This is a genomic window from Paenibacillus intestini, assembly GCF_030803945.1.
GTDB lineage: Bacteria > Bacillota > Bacilli > Paenibacillales > Paenibacillaceae > Paenibacillus > Paenibacillus polysaccharolyticus.
The window spans coordinates 42,444-58,724 of the sequence record NZ_JAURUN010000003.1 but is presented as its reverse complement, the minus strand read 5'-3'; the positions used below and the strand labels follow the sequence as shown (position 1 = coordinate 58,724).

General features: G+C 46.2%; 16 protein-coding genes. 4 read left to right on the top strand and 12 right to left on the bottom strand.

The window, feature by feature from the left end; all coding sequences use genetic code 11:
• Nucleotide 1: 1 nt before the first annotated feature.
• Entirely contained in the window at nt 2-799 is a 798-nt protein-coding gene (locus tag J2T16_RS09515) for a sulfate ABC transporter permease subunit (RefSeq protein WP_090918049.1), read from the bottom strand.
• Nucleotides 796-1,611 carry a sulfate ABC transporter permease subunit CysT gene (gene cysT, locus J2T16_RS09510; RefSeq protein WP_090918051.1) on the bottom strand — a complete coding sequence of 272 codons (816 nt, stop codon included), beginning with the start codon at nt 1,609-1,611 and terminating at the stop codon, nt 796-798. The genes J2T16_RS09515 and cysT overlap by 4 nt, the downstream gene beginning before the upstream one ends.
• A 422-nt stretch (nt 1,612-2,033) precedes the next feature.
• Here cysT and J2T16_RS09505 point away from each other — a divergent pair, with 422 nt between their 5' ends.
• Nucleotides 2,034-2,435: a secondary thiamine-phosphate synthase enzyme YjbQ gene (locus J2T16_RS09505; RefSeq protein ID WP_090918053.1), complete on the top strand. Its 402-nt coding sequence runs from the start codon at nt 2,034-2,036 to the stop codon at nt 2,433-2,435.
• A gap of 176 nt (nt 2,436-2,611) precedes the next feature.
• Here the strand turns inward: J2T16_RS09505 and J2T16_RS09500 are convergent, their stop codons facing one another.
• The 5 genes from J2T16_RS09500 to tkt form a co-directional block, all read right to left on the bottom strand.
• The gene (locus J2T16_RS09500; RefSeq protein ID WP_499018228.1) at nt 2,612-3,214 is read right to left on the bottom strand and encodes a TetR/AcrR family transcriptional regulator; all 603 of its coding nucleotides are present in this window, start codon (nt 3,212-3,214) and stop codon (nt 2,612-2,614) included.
• Between the two features lie 5 nt (nt 3,215-3,219).
• Nucleotides 3,220-3,852 (bottom strand): YigZ family protein, encoded by a 633-nt coding sequence (locus J2T16_RS09495; protein ID WP_090918449.1) that lies wholly within the window; start codon nt 3,850-3,852, stop codon nt 3,220-3,222.
• Between the two features lie 168 nt (nt 3,853-4,020).
• Nucleotides 4,021-5,376: a glucose-6-phosphate isomerase gene (locus J2T16_RS09490; protein WP_090918059.1), complete on the bottom strand. Its 1,356-nt coding sequence runs from the start codon at nt 5,374-5,376 to the stop codon at nt 4,021-4,023.
• 182 nt (nt 5,377-5,558) lie between these two features.
• Nucleotides 5,559-5,876, bottom strand: coding sequence for a pyrimidine/purine nucleoside phosphorylase (gene ppnP, locus J2T16_RS09485; protein WP_499018227.1), 318 nt, complete (start codon nt 5,874-5,876; stop codon nt 5,559-5,561).
• Nucleotides 5,877-6,030: 154 nt separating this feature from the next.
• A complete protein-coding gene (gene tkt / locus J2T16_RS09480; protein ID WP_499018226.1) occupies nt 6,031-8,073 on the bottom strand; it encodes a transketolase in 2,043 nt (680 codons plus the stop codon).
• A 370-nt stretch (nt 8,074-8,443) separates the two neighbouring features.
• Here tkt and J2T16_RS09475 point away from each other — a divergent pair, with 370 nt between their 5' ends.
• Nucleotides 8,444-8,923, top strand: coding sequence for a hypothetical protein (locus J2T16_RS09475; protein ID WP_499018225.1), 480 nt, complete (start codon nt 8,444-8,446; stop codon nt 8,921-8,923).
• A 106-nt stretch (nt 8,924-9,029) separates the two neighbouring features.
• Here the strand turns inward: J2T16_RS09475 and purU are convergent, their stop codons facing one another.
• Together purU and J2T16_RS09465 are read right to left on the bottom strand one after the other, a co-directional pair.
• Entirely contained in the window at nt 9,030-9,923 is an 894-nt protein-coding gene (purU, locus tag J2T16_RS09470; protein ID WP_090918068.1) for a formyltetrahydrofolate deformylase, read from the bottom strand.
• Nucleotides 9,924-9,990: 67 nt separating this feature from the next.
• Complete coding sequence (locus J2T16_RS09465; protein WP_090918070.1) at nt 9,991-11,097, bottom strand: deoxyribonuclease IV; 1,107 nt, start codon at nt 11,095-11,097, stop codon at nt 9,991-9,993.
• 167 nt (nt 11,098-11,264) lie between these two features.
• Between J2T16_RS09465 and J2T16_RS09460 the strand changes: the two genes are divergently transcribed.
• On the top strand, nt 11,265-11,732 hold the full coding sequence (locus tag J2T16_RS09460) for a DUF2621 domain-containing protein (protein WP_154890895.1): 468 nt from the start codon (nt 11,265-11,267) through the stop codon (nt 11,730-11,732).
• A gap of 173 nt (nt 11,733-11,905) precedes the next feature.
• Nucleotides 11,906-12,817, top strand: coding sequence for a TIGR01777 family oxidoreductase (locus J2T16_RS09455; RefSeq protein ID WP_336120817.1), 912 nt, complete (start codon nt 11,906-11,908; stop codon nt 12,815-12,817).
• Nucleotides 12,818-12,843: 26 nt separating this feature from the next.
• On the opposite strand, the gene J2T16_RS09450 is transcribed toward J2T16_RS09455, so the two are convergent.
• The 3 genes from J2T16_RS09450 to J2T16_RS09440 are packed head-to-tail and all read right to left on the bottom strand — an operon-like array spanning nt 12,844 to nt 16,221.
• On the bottom strand, nt 12,844-14,646 hold the full coding sequence (locus tag J2T16_RS09450) for a DUF6382 domain-containing protein (protein WP_499018224.1): 1,803 nt from the start codon (nt 14,644-14,646) through the stop codon (nt 12,844-12,846).
• A 60-nt stretch (nt 14,647-14,706) separates the two neighbouring features.
• Nucleotides 14,707-15,213, bottom strand: a complete 507-nt coding sequence (locus tag J2T16_RS09445; RefSeq protein WP_154958494.1) for an A24 family peptidase — start codon at nt 15,211-15,213, stop codon at nt 14,707-14,709.
• 15 nt (nt 15,214-15,228) lie between these two features.
• On the bottom strand, nt 15,229-16,221 hold the full coding sequence (locus tag J2T16_RS09440; protein ID WP_499018462.1) for a pilus assembly protein: 993 nt from the start codon (nt 16,219-16,221) through the stop codon (nt 15,229-15,231).
• Nucleotides 16,222-16,281: the final 60 nt, after the last annotated feature.

Genomic DNA, 16,281 nt, shown 5'->3' with positions numbered 1-16,281 from the left:
CTCAATGCACTTCCTTTCGCTTCTTGGCCCATTCCATCAGGAGCAGCAGTCCTACGGAGAAGGTTACCAGCACCAGTGCCACACCGTTTGCGGCAGACACATTGAAATTCTCTACATCCTGATAGACCAGCGTTGTTGCTGTCTGCGTTTTATTCATAATGTTACCGGATACGACCAATACGGCACCGAATTCACCCAGTGAGCGTGCAACCGTCAGAACCAAACCATAGACCACCGCCCAGCGAATGGAAGGCCATGTAACACTCCAGAACGTTCTCCAGCCATAAGCACCAAGTGTGGAAGCTGCTTCTTCCTGCTGGGAACCAAGCTCCTGCAATACAGGCATGACCTCTCTTACCATCAGCGGAAACGTAACGAACAACGTGGCAATCACCATGCCGGGAAAAGCGTACACCACATTAAATCCGATGCCCTCAAAAAATCCCCCCATGATGCTGTTTGGTCCAAGCAGCAAAACAATCATCAAACCGCCAATAACCGGCGATACCGCATAAGGTAAATCGACAATGCTGTTAAGCAGTCCTTTCACCCGATCACTCAGCCATCCTGCGCGGACCAGATAAATCGCCATCATGATGCCAAACAATGTATTTAACAGGGTAACCACCAGAACGACCAACCCTGTCATCATCAGTGCGTGAAGCGCCTCAGGACGCATAATACCTTTAACAAAGCCGCCTGCACCATCCTCAAATGCGCCAATCAGAATTCGTCCGAGAGGAATGATCAACAGCAATGTGAACACTACAAACGTAAGTCCGATTAAGAGTCTTCTCATCTTCTTCTCCCCCGCATCTGTACGAGATTGATCAGCCAGAGGATTAGGAAGGAGAGTGTTAATAGCAATACGGATACCGCAGCTGCCCCTGTCGGGTTATCACTTTCAATCTCTCCATAGATGAAGACGGAAGCGGTTAGTGTTCTGCCTGGAATATTACCGGCAACCAGTACAACCGCGCCAAATTCAGCGAGCGCTCTGGAAAAAGCCAACATTCCGCCGCTAATCATGCCGGGAGCCATAGATGGAAGAATGACCTGCATGAATGTACGAGCCTTGGAAGCACCCATCGTGTACGAAGCCTCTTCCTCGGAAGGATCGATCTCTTCCAGCAAAGGCTGCACTGCCCGGATGACAAAAGGAAAGGTAACAAAGGTCATCGCAATCACAATCGCAGGCTGATGAAAAACAATTTCAAACCCCATTGATTCAGCCAGTTTCCCGACAGCACTGATCGGGCCGAGCAACAGCATAATCATTAGACCGCCTACAGCTGTTGGCAATGCAAAAGGCAAATCGACCAGACTGTTAAGAAAGGATCTGCCAACGAATCGATATCTGGTTAACACCCAGGCAATCATGGTTCCTAAGACCACATTAATTATAGCGGCGACCACGGCCAGACGTACCGTTAACAGCACCGCCTTCCATGCTATCGGGTCCATGATACTCTCAGCAAAATTGCTCCATCCTTCGGAGAAGGAATTGGCGTATACACCGATGATTGGAAGTACAATGAGCACGATGAAATATAACAATACGGTACTGCGAAAACCCCAAGTCCATCCCTTGTGACGAAGAACGGTGTTCATTACTGTGTTCCCTCCCAGCCTCCGGCTTTAACTCCGGTCGGCAGTCTACCTGACTTCATACGACATTTTCCTAAGTTGGATAAGTTTACTTTATTATTATTCCCATTAGTCTACTTGGTTTTTGCTTATCTGATACTTTACCAGTTTGCAGTGCTGATCGTCAATGCTTTTATTCGAACTATTTGATGCTCTGAATACACAAATTTCCCCATTTTTAATAAACGATTTCAGTACATTACATTGGCGAAATTCCGTTCAATGTAATCAAACATTTGTGTAGTTCCCATTCTTCTATGAATCCTTATATGAATCATTAAGATCTACTTGTAGAATCAATGAGGTTTGTTGATCTTCAGGTGGTTAAGTTACTACCTAGGGAGTTAAAATTGAGAAGAGCCATTACAACGACAAGGAGGAAAGACATGTTATACACAAAAAATATATCAACATTTGCAAGAGATGAAATGAAGGATATCACACGGGAAGTCAAACAAGTTGTGCAAAGCAGCGGCGTGCAGAATGGCACCGTGCTCATTTATTGTCCACATACAACAGCTGGCATTGCTATTAATGAAAATGCGGACCCCGATGTTAAACATGATGTCTTGTTACGTCTCGATGAGGTGTACCCATGGGAGCACCCTCAGTATCGTCACGCTGAGGGCAATACGGCCTCACATCTCAAATCAATAACTACGGGTCCATCACAGACTGTCATCCTTCATGAAGGCAGACTGCTTCTCGGACGCTGGCAAGGAATCTATTTTTGCGAATTTGATGGACCGCGTAACCGGGAGTATTTTATCAAAATTATGGAAGGTTAAGTTCCATCTCCAAAAAAGACAAACACAAACAGGCGCTCCACCCTGTACCGGGGTTAGGAACGCCTGTCTTCATCTTCAGCGTATGAAAATAATATCTTTCGCATGATAACGTAATAAAGAGTTAATGTTATGATCAATCACCGCCTTGAAGTGTAGGGGCAGGCATAAGCGGCAAATTATTGCACGCCAGGCTGCTGACCCAAGTTACGGCACAATACTTTCACATGAGACAACGCAGAGGATTCGATCTCCGCAAACGTTAAACGGTCTTGAATATGATACGATATGAATCCGTGCATCGCCAGAAACAAAGTACGCGGCACATGCTGAATATCTTCTTCGGCGCAGCCCTCTTCCTTCATATACTGCCTGATAATCGACGCAAACAGTTCGAAACAACGTCCCTGCTCCGTACGACAATAGGACAACAACTCCTCGTCCCGAATCATAAACATAATCTCGTATTGATATGGATTTTCCAGACCAAATCGAATAAACTCCATCAAAATATGCTCCACTTTTTTCACGCCGCCTGCAACCGGCCTGACCATGGCTTGCAACAGTAGATGTCCCAGATGGTTGAAATCCTCTACCACGATCGCATAGAACAATTCTGCTTTTTCCTTAAAATGATAATACAGCGACCCATGACTATAGCCAAGATGCTGGCCGATGCTTCGCATCGAAATGGCGCGGTATCCTTTGGTAATAAAAAGATGCCTCGCCGCCTCCAGTATCCGCTCCCTCGACAACTCCTGTTCGACTGCTCTTCTAGCCATATATTTTATTCCCCTTCAATAAAATAAAGCCGCTGTCCCTCCGTGATCCGGGATTGCCCTTGCGTCAAATCCGTGATCCAGGCGATAAATGCCTCGGTTTCACTATCCGGCGGAAGACACGTTAACGTAACTTTATCGGTGAAAGCCGTTTCACCTGTACGCACTTCCCGGCCCCTTAACTCATTTTCCACTTTCCCAAGCCACGTATAATCCAATTCGACAAATACTTCTCGATGCAGCACTTTGGTAATGGCTTCTCCTGCTTCAATCGCTGCCACAGCTCCATCTGTATACGCACGAATAAGTCCACCAGCGCCAAGCATGATTCCCCCGAAGTATCGTGTGACCACAATTGCTACATTCTTTAATTGCTGATTCTTGATCACCTCAAGAATAGGTTTACCCGCTGTACCACTCGGCTCCCCGTCATCGGACTGCTTCTGAATCTCATCCCGCTCGCCAATCATGTACGCCGAGCAGTTATGTGTCGCATTCCAATGCTTTTTCTTGATATCATCAATAAAAGCAATAGCTTCCTCCTCAGTTGAGACCGGCATAATATGACCGATAAACCGTGATTTCTTGATCACAATTTCCAGTTGTCCCGATCCTCGAACCGTTCGATAACGTTCAATCATTTCCAATCCAACTTTCTGTAAATCATCCATTTTACAAGAAAGCAGTTCCCCGCATATTGCGGATGAACTGCCTTGGTTAATGACACCCGGGAAACGATACCCTGCAAAAGCTCGCATTCCCGGATGGACTTAACAATCTTTATTTAACTATATGAGCGGAGCCATGAATTATTCAGAAAGTCTCGCTTCGAGCGCTGCTTTCTCTTCTTCAAAGCCTGGTTTGCCCAGCAATGCGAACATATTTTTCTTGTATGCTTCCACGCCCGGTTGGTCAAATGGATTCACACCCAGCAAATATCCGCTGATGCCACATGCTTTTTCAAAGAAGTATACCAGATATCCGAAGGAATATGGAGTCATATCTGGAATGTTCACAATCAGATTTGGAACTTGGCCATCTGTATGTGCGAGCAACGTTCCTTGGAATGCTTTTTTGTTGACGAAATCCATCGTTTTTCCTTCAAGGAAGTTCAAACCGTCCAGATCGTCCGCATCAGCTTCAATGGAAATGTGCTCGGATACTTCTGCGACTTGAATAACGGTTTCGAAGATGTTCCGGCTACCTTCCTGAATGAATTGACCCATAGAGTGCAAGTCTGTGGAGAAATCTACGGATGCAGGATAGATCCCCTTGTAGTCTTTACCTTCGCTTTCACCAAAGAGCTGTTTCCACCACTCGGATACGAAGTGCAAGGACGGCTCGTAGTTTACCAGAATCTCTGTTCCTTTGCCTTTACGATACAATGCGTTACGAACAGCGGCATATTGATACGCTTCGTTCTCCGCTACATTCGGATTGCTGTACTCTTTGGAAGCATCAGCTGCACCTTGCATCATTTCTTCGATGTTGATCCCTGCTGTTGCGATTGGCAACAAACCTACTGCCGTGAGTACGGAATAACGTCCACCTACATCATCCGGGATGATGAAAGATTCATAACCTTCTTCATTCGCCAGCTTTTTGAGTGCTCCGCGCTCTTTATCTGTTGTTGCGTAGATACGTTTGCGAGCTTCCTCTTTCCCGTATTTTTTCTCCAGAGCTGCACGGAAGATACGGAATGCAATCGCTGGTTCAGTTGTTGTACCCGATTTAGAGATAACGTTCACGGAGAAGTCTTTACCTTCTACCAGATCCAGCAAGTGTGTCACATACGTAGAGCTGATGTTGTTACCTGCAAAATAAATCTCAGGAGTTTTGCGTTTGTCTTTCGGCAAGTTGTTGTAGAAGGAATGTGTCAGCATTTCGATCGCTGCGCGTGCTCCCAGGTATGATCCACCGATACCGATCACGATCAGCACTTCGGAATCGCTTTGGATTTTAGCAGCCGCTTTTTGGATGCGGGCAAATTCTTCTTTGTCATATGCTGTCGGAAGGTCGATCCAACCGAGATAGTCGGAACCTGTTCCTGTACCATTATGAAGTTGCTCGTGAGCCAAGCGGATCGGTTCAGCGAAATAGTCTACTTCGTGCTGGTTTACAAATTGCAAAGCTGTACTATAGTCAAATGTCACTTTTTTTGCCATGATCTCAAAAACCTCCTGATATCGGTATAATATTTCCGTTTTCCATGTTAAACAACTTGTCCTAAGGATACTTCAAATCCAACTTGCTGACAAGCTTATGCACGAACTTGGCTGTTAACATTCAAGAAGCAAAAAGGGCAAATCGAATCCGCAACAATGCGGTTCGAGTTCCCCTTCTTGTGTTATTCCGCCGGGTACGAGCAGACGTAGTCGGTAACGCTGCTTATCTCCAGTTTGAATTTGGATTCAGCAGGCACGTGGAATGTAGCTTGGCCTTGAATCTCTTGCCACTCTTCTTCACCAGGAAGCAATACTCTCAGATCGCCGGACAGAATCTCCATAATTTCGCGGGAATCTGTGCCGAACTCATAGTTACCTGGAAGCATGATACCTAGCGTCACTTTGCTGCCATCCCCCAAAATAACCGTTCTACTGGTTACCTGGCCATCATAATATATGTTGGCCTTTTTCACTACACTGACTTGATCGAATTGTGACATGCGTACCCGCTCCCCTGAAGTTAATGAAAACAAAAGGCAACACAGATCAGGGCAGCCATGCCGCCCTTGACTCTGCGGAAATAACAACTGTCATGAGCCAGAAGCGCCGGAAGACGTTCGGCCCATGACAGACTGTTGAAGTATAAAGTTTTAATTACAGCAATGCTTTTACGCGGCTAACTACGTTATCCACAGTAAAACCATACTCCTGGATTACACGGTCGCCAGGCGCGGAAGCACCGAATGTGCTGATTCCGAGAATGTCACCTTGATCTCCAACATATTTTTCCCAGCCCATTGGATAAGCCATTTCGATCGCCAGACGAGCTTTAACATCCGGAAGAAGAACGGACTCTTTGTAAGCTTTGTCTTGTTTCTCGAACAGATCCCAGCTAGGCATGCTGATTACGCGAACTTGAATCCCTTGCTCAGCAAGTGCAGCTTGAGCTTTAACAGCGAGCTGTACTTCAGAACCTGTCGCGATGATTTGTGCTACCGCTTTACCGTCTTTAGCATCGGACACCACATAAGCACCACGTTTAACGTTCTCACGTGCACCTTCTACAGTACCTTCGAGGATCGGCAAGTTTTGACGAGTCAGTACCAAGGCAACCGGGTTGCTCTTGTTCTCCAGCGCGTAAGCCCAAGCTGCAGAAGTTTCGTTACCGTCAGCTGGACGAATTACCGTCAGGTTCGGGATGATACGCAGGGAAGCCAATTGCTCGATCGGCTCGTGCGTAGGACCATCTTCACCAACAGCGATACTGTCGTGAGTCAGAACATACGTTACTGGCAGGCTCATCAGTGCAGCCAGACGAACAGCCGGACGCAGGTAGTCGGTAAATACGAAGAACGTACCGCCGAATACTTTCACGCCGCTGTGCAATGCCATACCGTTCATCGCACCAGCCATACCGAATTCACGGATACCGAAGTAGATGTTACGGCCTGAATAGTCTTCCGGAGTGAAGTTTGCCAGGTTGTTCAAGTGCGTCATTGTGGAGCTTTCCAAGTCAGCAGAACCACCTGTCAAATGAGGCACATTGTGTGCAAGACCGTTCAGAGCGTTACCGGAAGCTACACGCGTAGACAATGCTTTGTCTGTTGCCGCATATTTCGGCAGATCACGATCCCAGCCTTCTGGAAGATCACCGTTAATTGCTGTTTCGAACTGAGCAGCCAGTTCAGGGTATGCTTTTTTGTACTCCGCAAATTTCGCGTCCCATGCTTTGTTTGCAGCGATACCGTTCTCTTTTACTTGAGCAAAGTGATCGCGAACTTCAGCTGGTACGTGGAAGTTTTCTTCATATACCCATTTATAATATTCTTTAGTCAGTTTAGCTTCTTCTGCACCCAGTGGAGATCCGTGAGTACCGCCGTGGCCGCCTTTACCTTGTTTGTTCGGGCTACCGTAACCGATAACGGTTTTCACTTCGATCAATGTAGGACGTGCTGTGTCTGCTTGACCTTCTTTGATTGCTTTTTCAATTGCGGGCAGATCGTTACCGTCTTCAACACGCAGCACTTGCCAGCCATACGCATCAAAACGTTTAGCGATGCTTTCGGAAGAAGACAGATCAAGTTTGCCATCCAGCGTAATGTCGTTGGAATCGAACAACATGATCAGTTTACCAAGGCCCAGACGTCCAGCCAGGGAAGCAGATTCATGAGATACGCCTTCCATCAGGTCGCCATCACCGCAGATTGCATATGTGTAGTGATCAACAACGTTAAATTGATCTTTGTTATAAGTTGCGCCCAGTTGAGCTTCAGCCATAGCCATACCAACTGCCATTGCAATACCTTGACCCAGTGGTCCGGTAGTTGCATCAACACCAGCTGTATGTCCAAATTCCGGGTGACCCGGAGTTTTGCTTCCCCATTGACGGAATTGTTTCAATTCTTCCATAGGAAGATCGTAGCCGCTCAGGTGCAGCAAGCTGTACAGCAACATGGAGCCATGTCCTGCGGACAGCACAAAGCGGTCCCGGTTAATCCAAGTCGGGTGGTCCGGGTTATGAGTCATCGTTTTTGCAAAAAGCTGGTACCCCATCGGAGCGGAGCCCATCGGCATACCCGGGTGTCCGGAATTTGCCTTCTCAATTGCATCAATCGCCAAAGTACGTACGGTTGTAATCGACAGATTGTCGATTGTGGTGTTCTCGTCCTTTTGAATCGCTTCGTTCTTGTCAGTCATGGTTTGTCCTCCTCATGTCTTTAGATAAGTCGGGTGCGCAAGCGAGTCCCTCTCATCATACAAGCAAACCGCATAAACAATAAGTGAATCCGCTTGAATGTTTCATTTTGACTTATTCACTTTTGTATTGTATCACTTGCCGTGAAGCTTTTCCATAACCTTCTTTTAGAAAGTTACGGAAAATTCGGCTGATTCTCGCTAAACCTTGTTAATCCATCGGATGAAGTATAACCTTTAAGCCGAAAACCATACACTTTTTAGAGATTAACGTGAAATTTGCATCTTCTAGTCTGTATCTCTCGATTCGAGAGCGAGGTGAACGGTTTATTTTTCAGATAGTAGGTATGCTTCATTCCAAGGAGGGCTTGTAATGTCAGATGCAGTGCGACACCCGTCTCGTTCGTTAAAATCATCATTACCCTTGTTTTCCGGGATCATAACCGGAATCGTCAGCGGCGTTTTTCTAGGAGTGGTTCTCAAAGTGGTCCAAACATTAACTGACGAAAAGGTATACACCTTGCTACTTAACATTGATTTTGTACCAGGGCTTCCTCCGCGCCTGCCGGAATGGATCGAATTTTCCCTGCACCTTGCTGTATCTGTTATCATTGGGATTTTCTATATCTGGTGGATCAGACGTTCAGGCCGTCCATTCAGTAGAGGAATACTTATTGGAGCCGCCTCTTCCCTGCTCTATCTCCCTTTGTCTCCGTTATCCCCACGTGTACCCGATCTGAATGATGCTGGTGCCATTTTCTATTGGGTCGTTGGCCATCTTCTCTTTGGTACTTTGTTAGGTCTATGCGGAAAATACATACACGCCAAAAAGCGGCACCCGGTCCATCATTGAACTGGGGCCGCTCGGCTTATAGTGCAGCACTCTCTGAGTGACTGAGTCTACTTCTCTTGTGAGGTTACGGATCAACCTTGCACAGTATTAAAGCGTAAACTTAGACTTAAAATACGACTGTTTTATTTTCGTGTACAAGAACACGGTCCTCCACATGCCATTTCACAGCCCGCGCAAGCACAACACGCTCAATGGTACGTCCAATGCGTTTCAATTCGGTCACATTGTCCCCATGGCTTACACGCTGAACGTCCTGTTCAATAATTGGGCCGCCATCCAGCTCCTCCGTTACATAATGCGCCGTTGCGCCAATGATTTTAACACCACGGTTATAGGCTTGAGCGTATGGCTTACCTCCAACAAAGGCTGGCAAGAACGAATGATGAATGTTGATAATACGGTTACGGTAATGTTCAATAAACGTTGGAGAGATAATCTGCATATAGCGGGCGAGAATAATCACATCCACATCGTTGCCGATCACTTCCAGTTGACGTTGCTCCGCTTCTTTTTTCGTATCGGCTGTAACCGGAATATGGTGATACGGAATGCCGAAAGACTCTACATAGTTTTTCATATCCAAATGGTTGCTGACCACAAGCGCAATATCCGCATCAAGATCGCCAGCCTGCCATTGCCAGAGCAGCTCTACCAAACAGTGATCCTCTTTGGATACAAAAATAGCCAACCTTTTTTTGCGGCTAACCGCTGAAAGAGACCATTCCATCTCGAAACGTGTTGCCACATCGGCAAAATCCGCTTCCAGCTTCGCCAAGTTGCTCTCCAGTTGCGGTAGATCGAACTCGATCCGCATAAAAAACATACCGCCTGACGGGTCCATCGTATACTGGTCAGACTGTACAATGTTGGCACCATGTTGATGCAAAAAGTGTGATACCGCTGCTACAATTCCCGGACCATCCGGACAGGAAATAAGCATACGCGCTCGATTGGCGCGGTTTTGATCATCAGGTCGTATTTGTTTTGCGTGAATCTCCATCGGGTTAATCTTCCTCCTTCAATTAGACAAGACATACATGAACTATATCAGGCAAGACTTGCAGGGATTACCCTGCAAGCCAAGCAATCAAGCGGTGATTGATTTGTTCTTCATTCAAATGCGGGAACAATGCCGCCTCTGTCACCATGTCATACAAGCGTTCCAGCGGTTCACGCGGATCAGCTTTTTTGGCTTTGGCATCATTTTTGAGCAGTGTCCACACATCAAGTACATACGCACGGGAATCCAGTTCCTTACCCTTGAAGAAGTGCTGCATTTGCTCGACTTCACTCAGGAACTCCTGACCGAAACGGCCTTCCACGTCTCCGCGCAGCAATGCAATTTCAATTTCATACATCGGTCGCTGGGTTTTGGCATCTTTACCAATCCACGGCGTTTCCAGAATGAATGGACGATTATTCAGCTTCTCATGGTTTACAATACGGTTGATTGCTTCAAAACCAATCCAGCCCGATCCAATCGGTGTATGACGGTCTTTGCGTGCACCGGCAGGGTTTTTACTATCGTTAATGTGCATTACAGCAATGCGGTCAAGTCCAACCGTTCGATCAAATTGATCCAGTACACCATCCAGATCATTGACAATGTCATAACCCGCATCATGAATGTGGCACGTATCCATACACACCGTCAGACGTTCGTTATGTTTCACTTTCTCAATAATCTGTGCAAGTTCCTCGAAGCTCCGGCCCATCTCGGTCCCTTTGCCAGCCATCGTCTCCAGTGCAATATTCACATCGGTTTCCTGAATACCATCGAGCACTTCATTTAATCCTTGTGCAATACGTTCGATACCGTAATGAGCATCCTTATCCGTAAATGCACCAGGGTGCAATACGATGTTTTTCACGCCAATGGCGTGAGTACGGCGGATTTCCTCCTGAAGGAAGTCCACAGCCAGTCCATATGTGCTGTCCTTGTAAGAGCCCAGGTTAATGATATAAGGAGCATGCACAACAATGTCCTCAAATCCGCCTTCCTGCATGGCAAGTTTGCCTTCCTCAATAAACATCGATTCAATAGGCTTGCGGCGTGTGTTCTGCGGTGCACCCGTATATATCATAAACGAACTGGAACCGTACGAGGACGCTTCCTTCGTTGCACTCAATAATCCCTTGTCCGAAAAGGACACGTGGGAGCCGATTTTCAGCATCAATAGATCCCCCTTATTCCGAATTATCCACTATCATAACGCGATTATCGAAATAAATCTAGAAATGCGATATAATTCGAATGAGAGGCTATTTTTGACAGCAAATTACGGAACATGGACGCCTTTTCATCAGGGCGTGAAAATCAATAAACCGAGGTGATTTGGCAATGATTTTTAATACCTACACCCAGCTTTTAACGAGTAGTTCGCCCAGCAACTGGTTTATGAATACGATTGCGTTCTGGACGCTTTTGCTGCTTGGAAGCATGTGCATCGGTGGATTTTTCATGATGCGCAAGTTCCTTAAAGTGCTGCCGAAAGCTGACGGAAAGTCCAAGCTGGATTGGCAGAATCACTGGGTGGAGACAAGCCGCCACCTATGGACAGATGAAGCCAAAGCTTTTCTGGATCAGCTTGTTGAGCCTGTACCTGGCCCTTTTCGCGACATTGCCAAACATTCCATTGCTGCCGAGATTGGTAAAATTGCCGTGGAAGATCATGCAACCGAAGTGTCCAGAGACCATTGCATTAAAGGTTATATCATTGCGACACCAAAACGGGACAATAAATTTCTGGTTAAATTTCTGGAGAAAAATAAAATCGACTATACTCCCTATCGCCATTTAATGAAATAATCATTTGATGAATTATAGCGTATGAACCGATTGGAAAATAAAGCAGGTCAGCATCGTTAGATGTGGTACCAATTTGGTTAAATTAAACACATGTTAGCTCCGCTCGGTAAGCCCTTTTCACTCATTTAACTTACCTTGCGGGGCTTTTTGACCCATAAGAGAGGATGTTCAATATGAAAATTGCCATTTGTGGAGGAACCGGATTTGTCGGAGGCGCACTTGTAGATTACTGGTTACAGGCCGGACATCATGTGAAAGTAATCACTCGCAAGCTTCCTGACATGCATAATCCGAGTAAAGACCTTACATATATATCTTGGGATCAGCTCGAAGAAACGCCGCAGGAACTTGAAGGTATTGATGCTCTGGTGAATCTAGCGGGTGAGACATTGAACCAGCGTTGGACAACGAAGGCCAAGCTGGAAATTGTGGAATCCAGAGTTAGAACGGTTGCCCGGGTTGCTAAACTAGTGGAATCGCTACGACAAAAGCCGGAAGTTGTTGTCCAGGCTTCTGCCATGGCAATCTACGGCACCTCTCCCGATGAAACCTTTGATGAGAGCAGCCCGCAAAGGTCGATGAATTTTCCTTCCCGCGTCTCGGAACAATGGGAAGTTGCCGCCGATGCCATCCGGGATGTAAGACTGGTCAAAATCCGTGTCAGTCTCGTTTTGGGTCATAAAAAAGGGGCATTCCCATTGATGAAACTGCCCTATATGCTCGGATTTGGCGGCAAGATCGGCAGCGGAAAACAGTGGACCAGTTGGATTCACATCATGGATATCGTTCGATTGATCGACTTTACTATTCATAACAAAGAAATTTCGGGTCCAGTTAATGCTTCTTCGCCCAACCCGGTAACCAATGATGAATTCGGCCGTACGGTAGGCAAAGTCTATCATCGTCCTCACTGGTTCCCTGTCCCTGGCTTCCTGATCAAAACACTGGTTGGTGAACTATCCGTCGTCCTGCTTCAAGGACAACGGGTCATTCCACAAAAATCCTTGGATCACGGTTTTAAGTTTACCTTCCCCACATTGACTCAGGCTCTTGAGGACCTGAAGCATCGCGGGTTATCCGATTAAAACAAATTACATTTGGATCGTACAGTTCATCCTGACACTCGATAAACGTAGACCGATTCGGCCAGGATGAACGTATCCCCATCCGTCAGTGGATATTCTTTGTAAGGAGCCAGCAGACTTCCTTGAAGCATCGTTCCATTGACGGAACCTAGATCCTTGAGAGCATAACCAGACTTGCTCCGACTCAATTCCACATGTGCACGGGATACACCTGTCGAGTTATCTACATATTGAACCATATCCGCTGCTCTTCCAATGACAAAAGATGCCCCCTTCACATCAACACGTTTGCTCCCTCCACCTTTATTTAGAGTTAATTCAAGGTAATATGATGGTAGACTAGAGCTTCTGTCTTCATTGGGTAATCCGTCCAGTGGCTGCAGATTAACTGTTGCCTCAGCGGCTGAGCCCGTGAGATGGGATTCAGAAGTGCTCCCCCATTCCCTTTCCCGTTTCTCAGTATATGGTGGATTGAGCATTTCTTCTTCAGACTTTAGGTTCATAGGGGATATGCTCATGCTGCGAAGGCGGGAAGAGGTATGATCTTCAGCAACCTCAGGCAAAGATTCAATGGATTTCCCCTTATCTTCTTCGGGCTTATCCATGGCATTCCAGCGCCAGCTCTCCTGAAACATCTCTTCTTCAACTTTAGCCCCCTTATCCTTTTTCTTGCCTAGCACTGATAAAGAGAAAGGGATATGAACGCCGGATTTACCAACGGAATCACCCGTTCTCTTCCACATCCAACTCGCCACTGCACTGAGGCCAACACTTAGCGCTGTAGACAAAATCATTGCATTCTGACTCGGCTGTTGCATGTAGATAAATCTCCATACTAATGCCATGGAAACTATACAACCTAGCCAGATATATGTCGTATGCGAAGATCTAGTGACCGAATTTTGCTCTTCCATCTCCACATTTTTCTGATCTACGGAAACAAATGATGAAGAGGACTCAGGCTGAGTTGAGGTCTGATTCTGATGAAAGTAGTTTGTATTTCTCGACGAAGGTTGGCCAGCTGTTGGCCTGTATAACAAAGAATTCGAATAGGGGTCTACTTTTTTAATGTCTACATCCGGTTTGATGATTTGCTGGCGCTCACGTTGATGACGATCTGATTGTTCTGTATCAGGTGTATTGTAATTAAGTCTGGCGACGCTTTTCTTTTCAGGCAGCTGACTGGATATCAGTCGTGCTGGTTTACCAGTACACAATTCTAATAAAAGTTCACGTAATTGCCGAATGTCCCACCGCTCATCATCACATAACTGTAATACTCGTTGTATGCCCTCTCCTTCTAATTCCTGAACATGAGCCATAAGCTTGATTACCAAGTCACGGAATATCTGCGGGGGTTGCTTCTCCTGCCGGGCATGGGCATTCATCATGGGTACGTAAACTAAACCAAGCTCCCCTTGCTCCATTGCCCCCTGAATAAATATATAGTCTTCGTGAATACACAAATTTTGTGGTTCCAACATGTAGTGCCTGCACTCCACAAGAGCTTCTGCCAACTGAAATAAAAGATTATACAATACTGGCAAGCTGATTTGACTCGATTTTAACATCTGGGACAACATCTTATATCCGGAGATGTCATACTGTAACGTTACATTCTGATCAATCTCCCGAGTGAATAAAGGTAGCATACGAGGAATTCGATTCGAGGTTAACATACCGATCTGTACCCTGCTGAGTTCCTCCATTCGTAGCCCGTCCGCTTTTTCCAAAACCATAAATGTCCCGCCGTTACGTACGAAATCCCTCGTTAAGCCATACATACCGCTCCTCACTTTCCATTGTTTTAATATGTTAACAAAAGTCATTACACGGATGCTCCAATAACAGAGGAGCCTTTCAATCGCTGTTATTCCAGAGCAGAGCAACTACCCAAACATATAAATCCATGAGCTGACGAAACCGGGAAGTACAGCGAGCATAAACGGGAACTTCAGCGTTTTTTCGTGACTTACGAGTTTAAGAGAGCCTAGTTTAAAGAAACCGAATATATTAAACATCATTGTACGTATTCTCTGCGACGCATCTTTGCGAAATAAAAGGATAACTAAGCCGATTAATCCAGCGTACAGAATGGAATATATGATCACGTGTATGCCAAATGTAAACCCCGTCCAGGCTCCTATGCCCCCAAATAACTTCACATCTCCTGCACCGACTGCACCGATGACGTACATTAAAAACAACATACCGAAACCAACAGCAAATCCAGCTAAAGAGAACCACATACCTCCCCAGCCTCCCCAGGCAAGATGAGCAAGCACTCCCATTGCCGTTACTGGTAGAGTCAACCGATTCGGAATTTTCATAGACCGTATATCGGTTACAAACGCCACCAGAAGATATATACCACAGATCACATAAAACCATCCCACCTATATCATCGCTCCTTACTTTCTGGATGCTACCGTAAATGAAGTTTCCGTCTGCATGCCCTCCGCAGTCTCTACAACAAAACTCCAAGTCCCTTCCGTTGTTCGAGTGCCCACAAACCATGTCCATTCTATGATTCCGTTCTCGTCAGCCGTAGCCCAGCCAATATGCTTCGCAGAACTCTCACCAGACTTGTAAAAAATCGTGAGATTAGCCGTTGCGCCTGGCTTGACCTGAACCTTTATCGTTGCATGGTTCCCTATGAATGCTGGATCTGGCTTTGATAAAACAGTTGCTGACCCCGTGCTATTTTCTCCCCCGCTTCCGTTACCACTTCCTTCTCCTGTGTCACCAATCCATATCCGCTCTGATGCAGCAACCTGAATTCGTAAAGGCTTGCCGAGAAAAGGAACCTTCACAGGCAACTCATAACTCAGCTCTATTCTGAAATACGGATTCGTCTTATTCTTCAAGTTAGGAACGGATACTCCGTTAACATGAATACGTTCCATATCCAGCAGTGTAGTTTCAACAAATGGTTGCAACAACGGCTTCACAACCGGATCAAGTATGGCTTCCATTACCGACGTTTTGATTCTTTGCAGCGGCTCTTCACCACGTTTCGCTGCATCTCGCACCCAGTCACTTAAGGGTGAAGGCAAGGAAGAAGCGTAACCGTCTGCCCATTCCGTCAGGGACAGCTGTGGCCATTTCCAGCCCTCCTCCAGGCTCTCACCTCCAGCAGAATCTGAAGGCGCGAAGGCAAGCGATACTGGATAAACCTTAGTTGATAACTGTTTTACCGTTTCCCCCGCTGTACTCTGCAATGCGGTGGAGATCAGTGTCATCTGAACAATGAAGATAAGAAATAGGATAAAGAATAGAAAAATGGGTAGAACCAGCGAAGCCTCCAGCACCATAGTGCCCTGTTCTTTCTTCGCTTCAAGCACCTGTTTTCTCAGTGACTTCAAGCGTTCCAATCTGCTTATCCGCGTGATCCGATGTTGCATCTGCACACATTTCCTTTCATCCTGAACCTGAACCCTTTTTTCCATTATGCCTCCATCAAC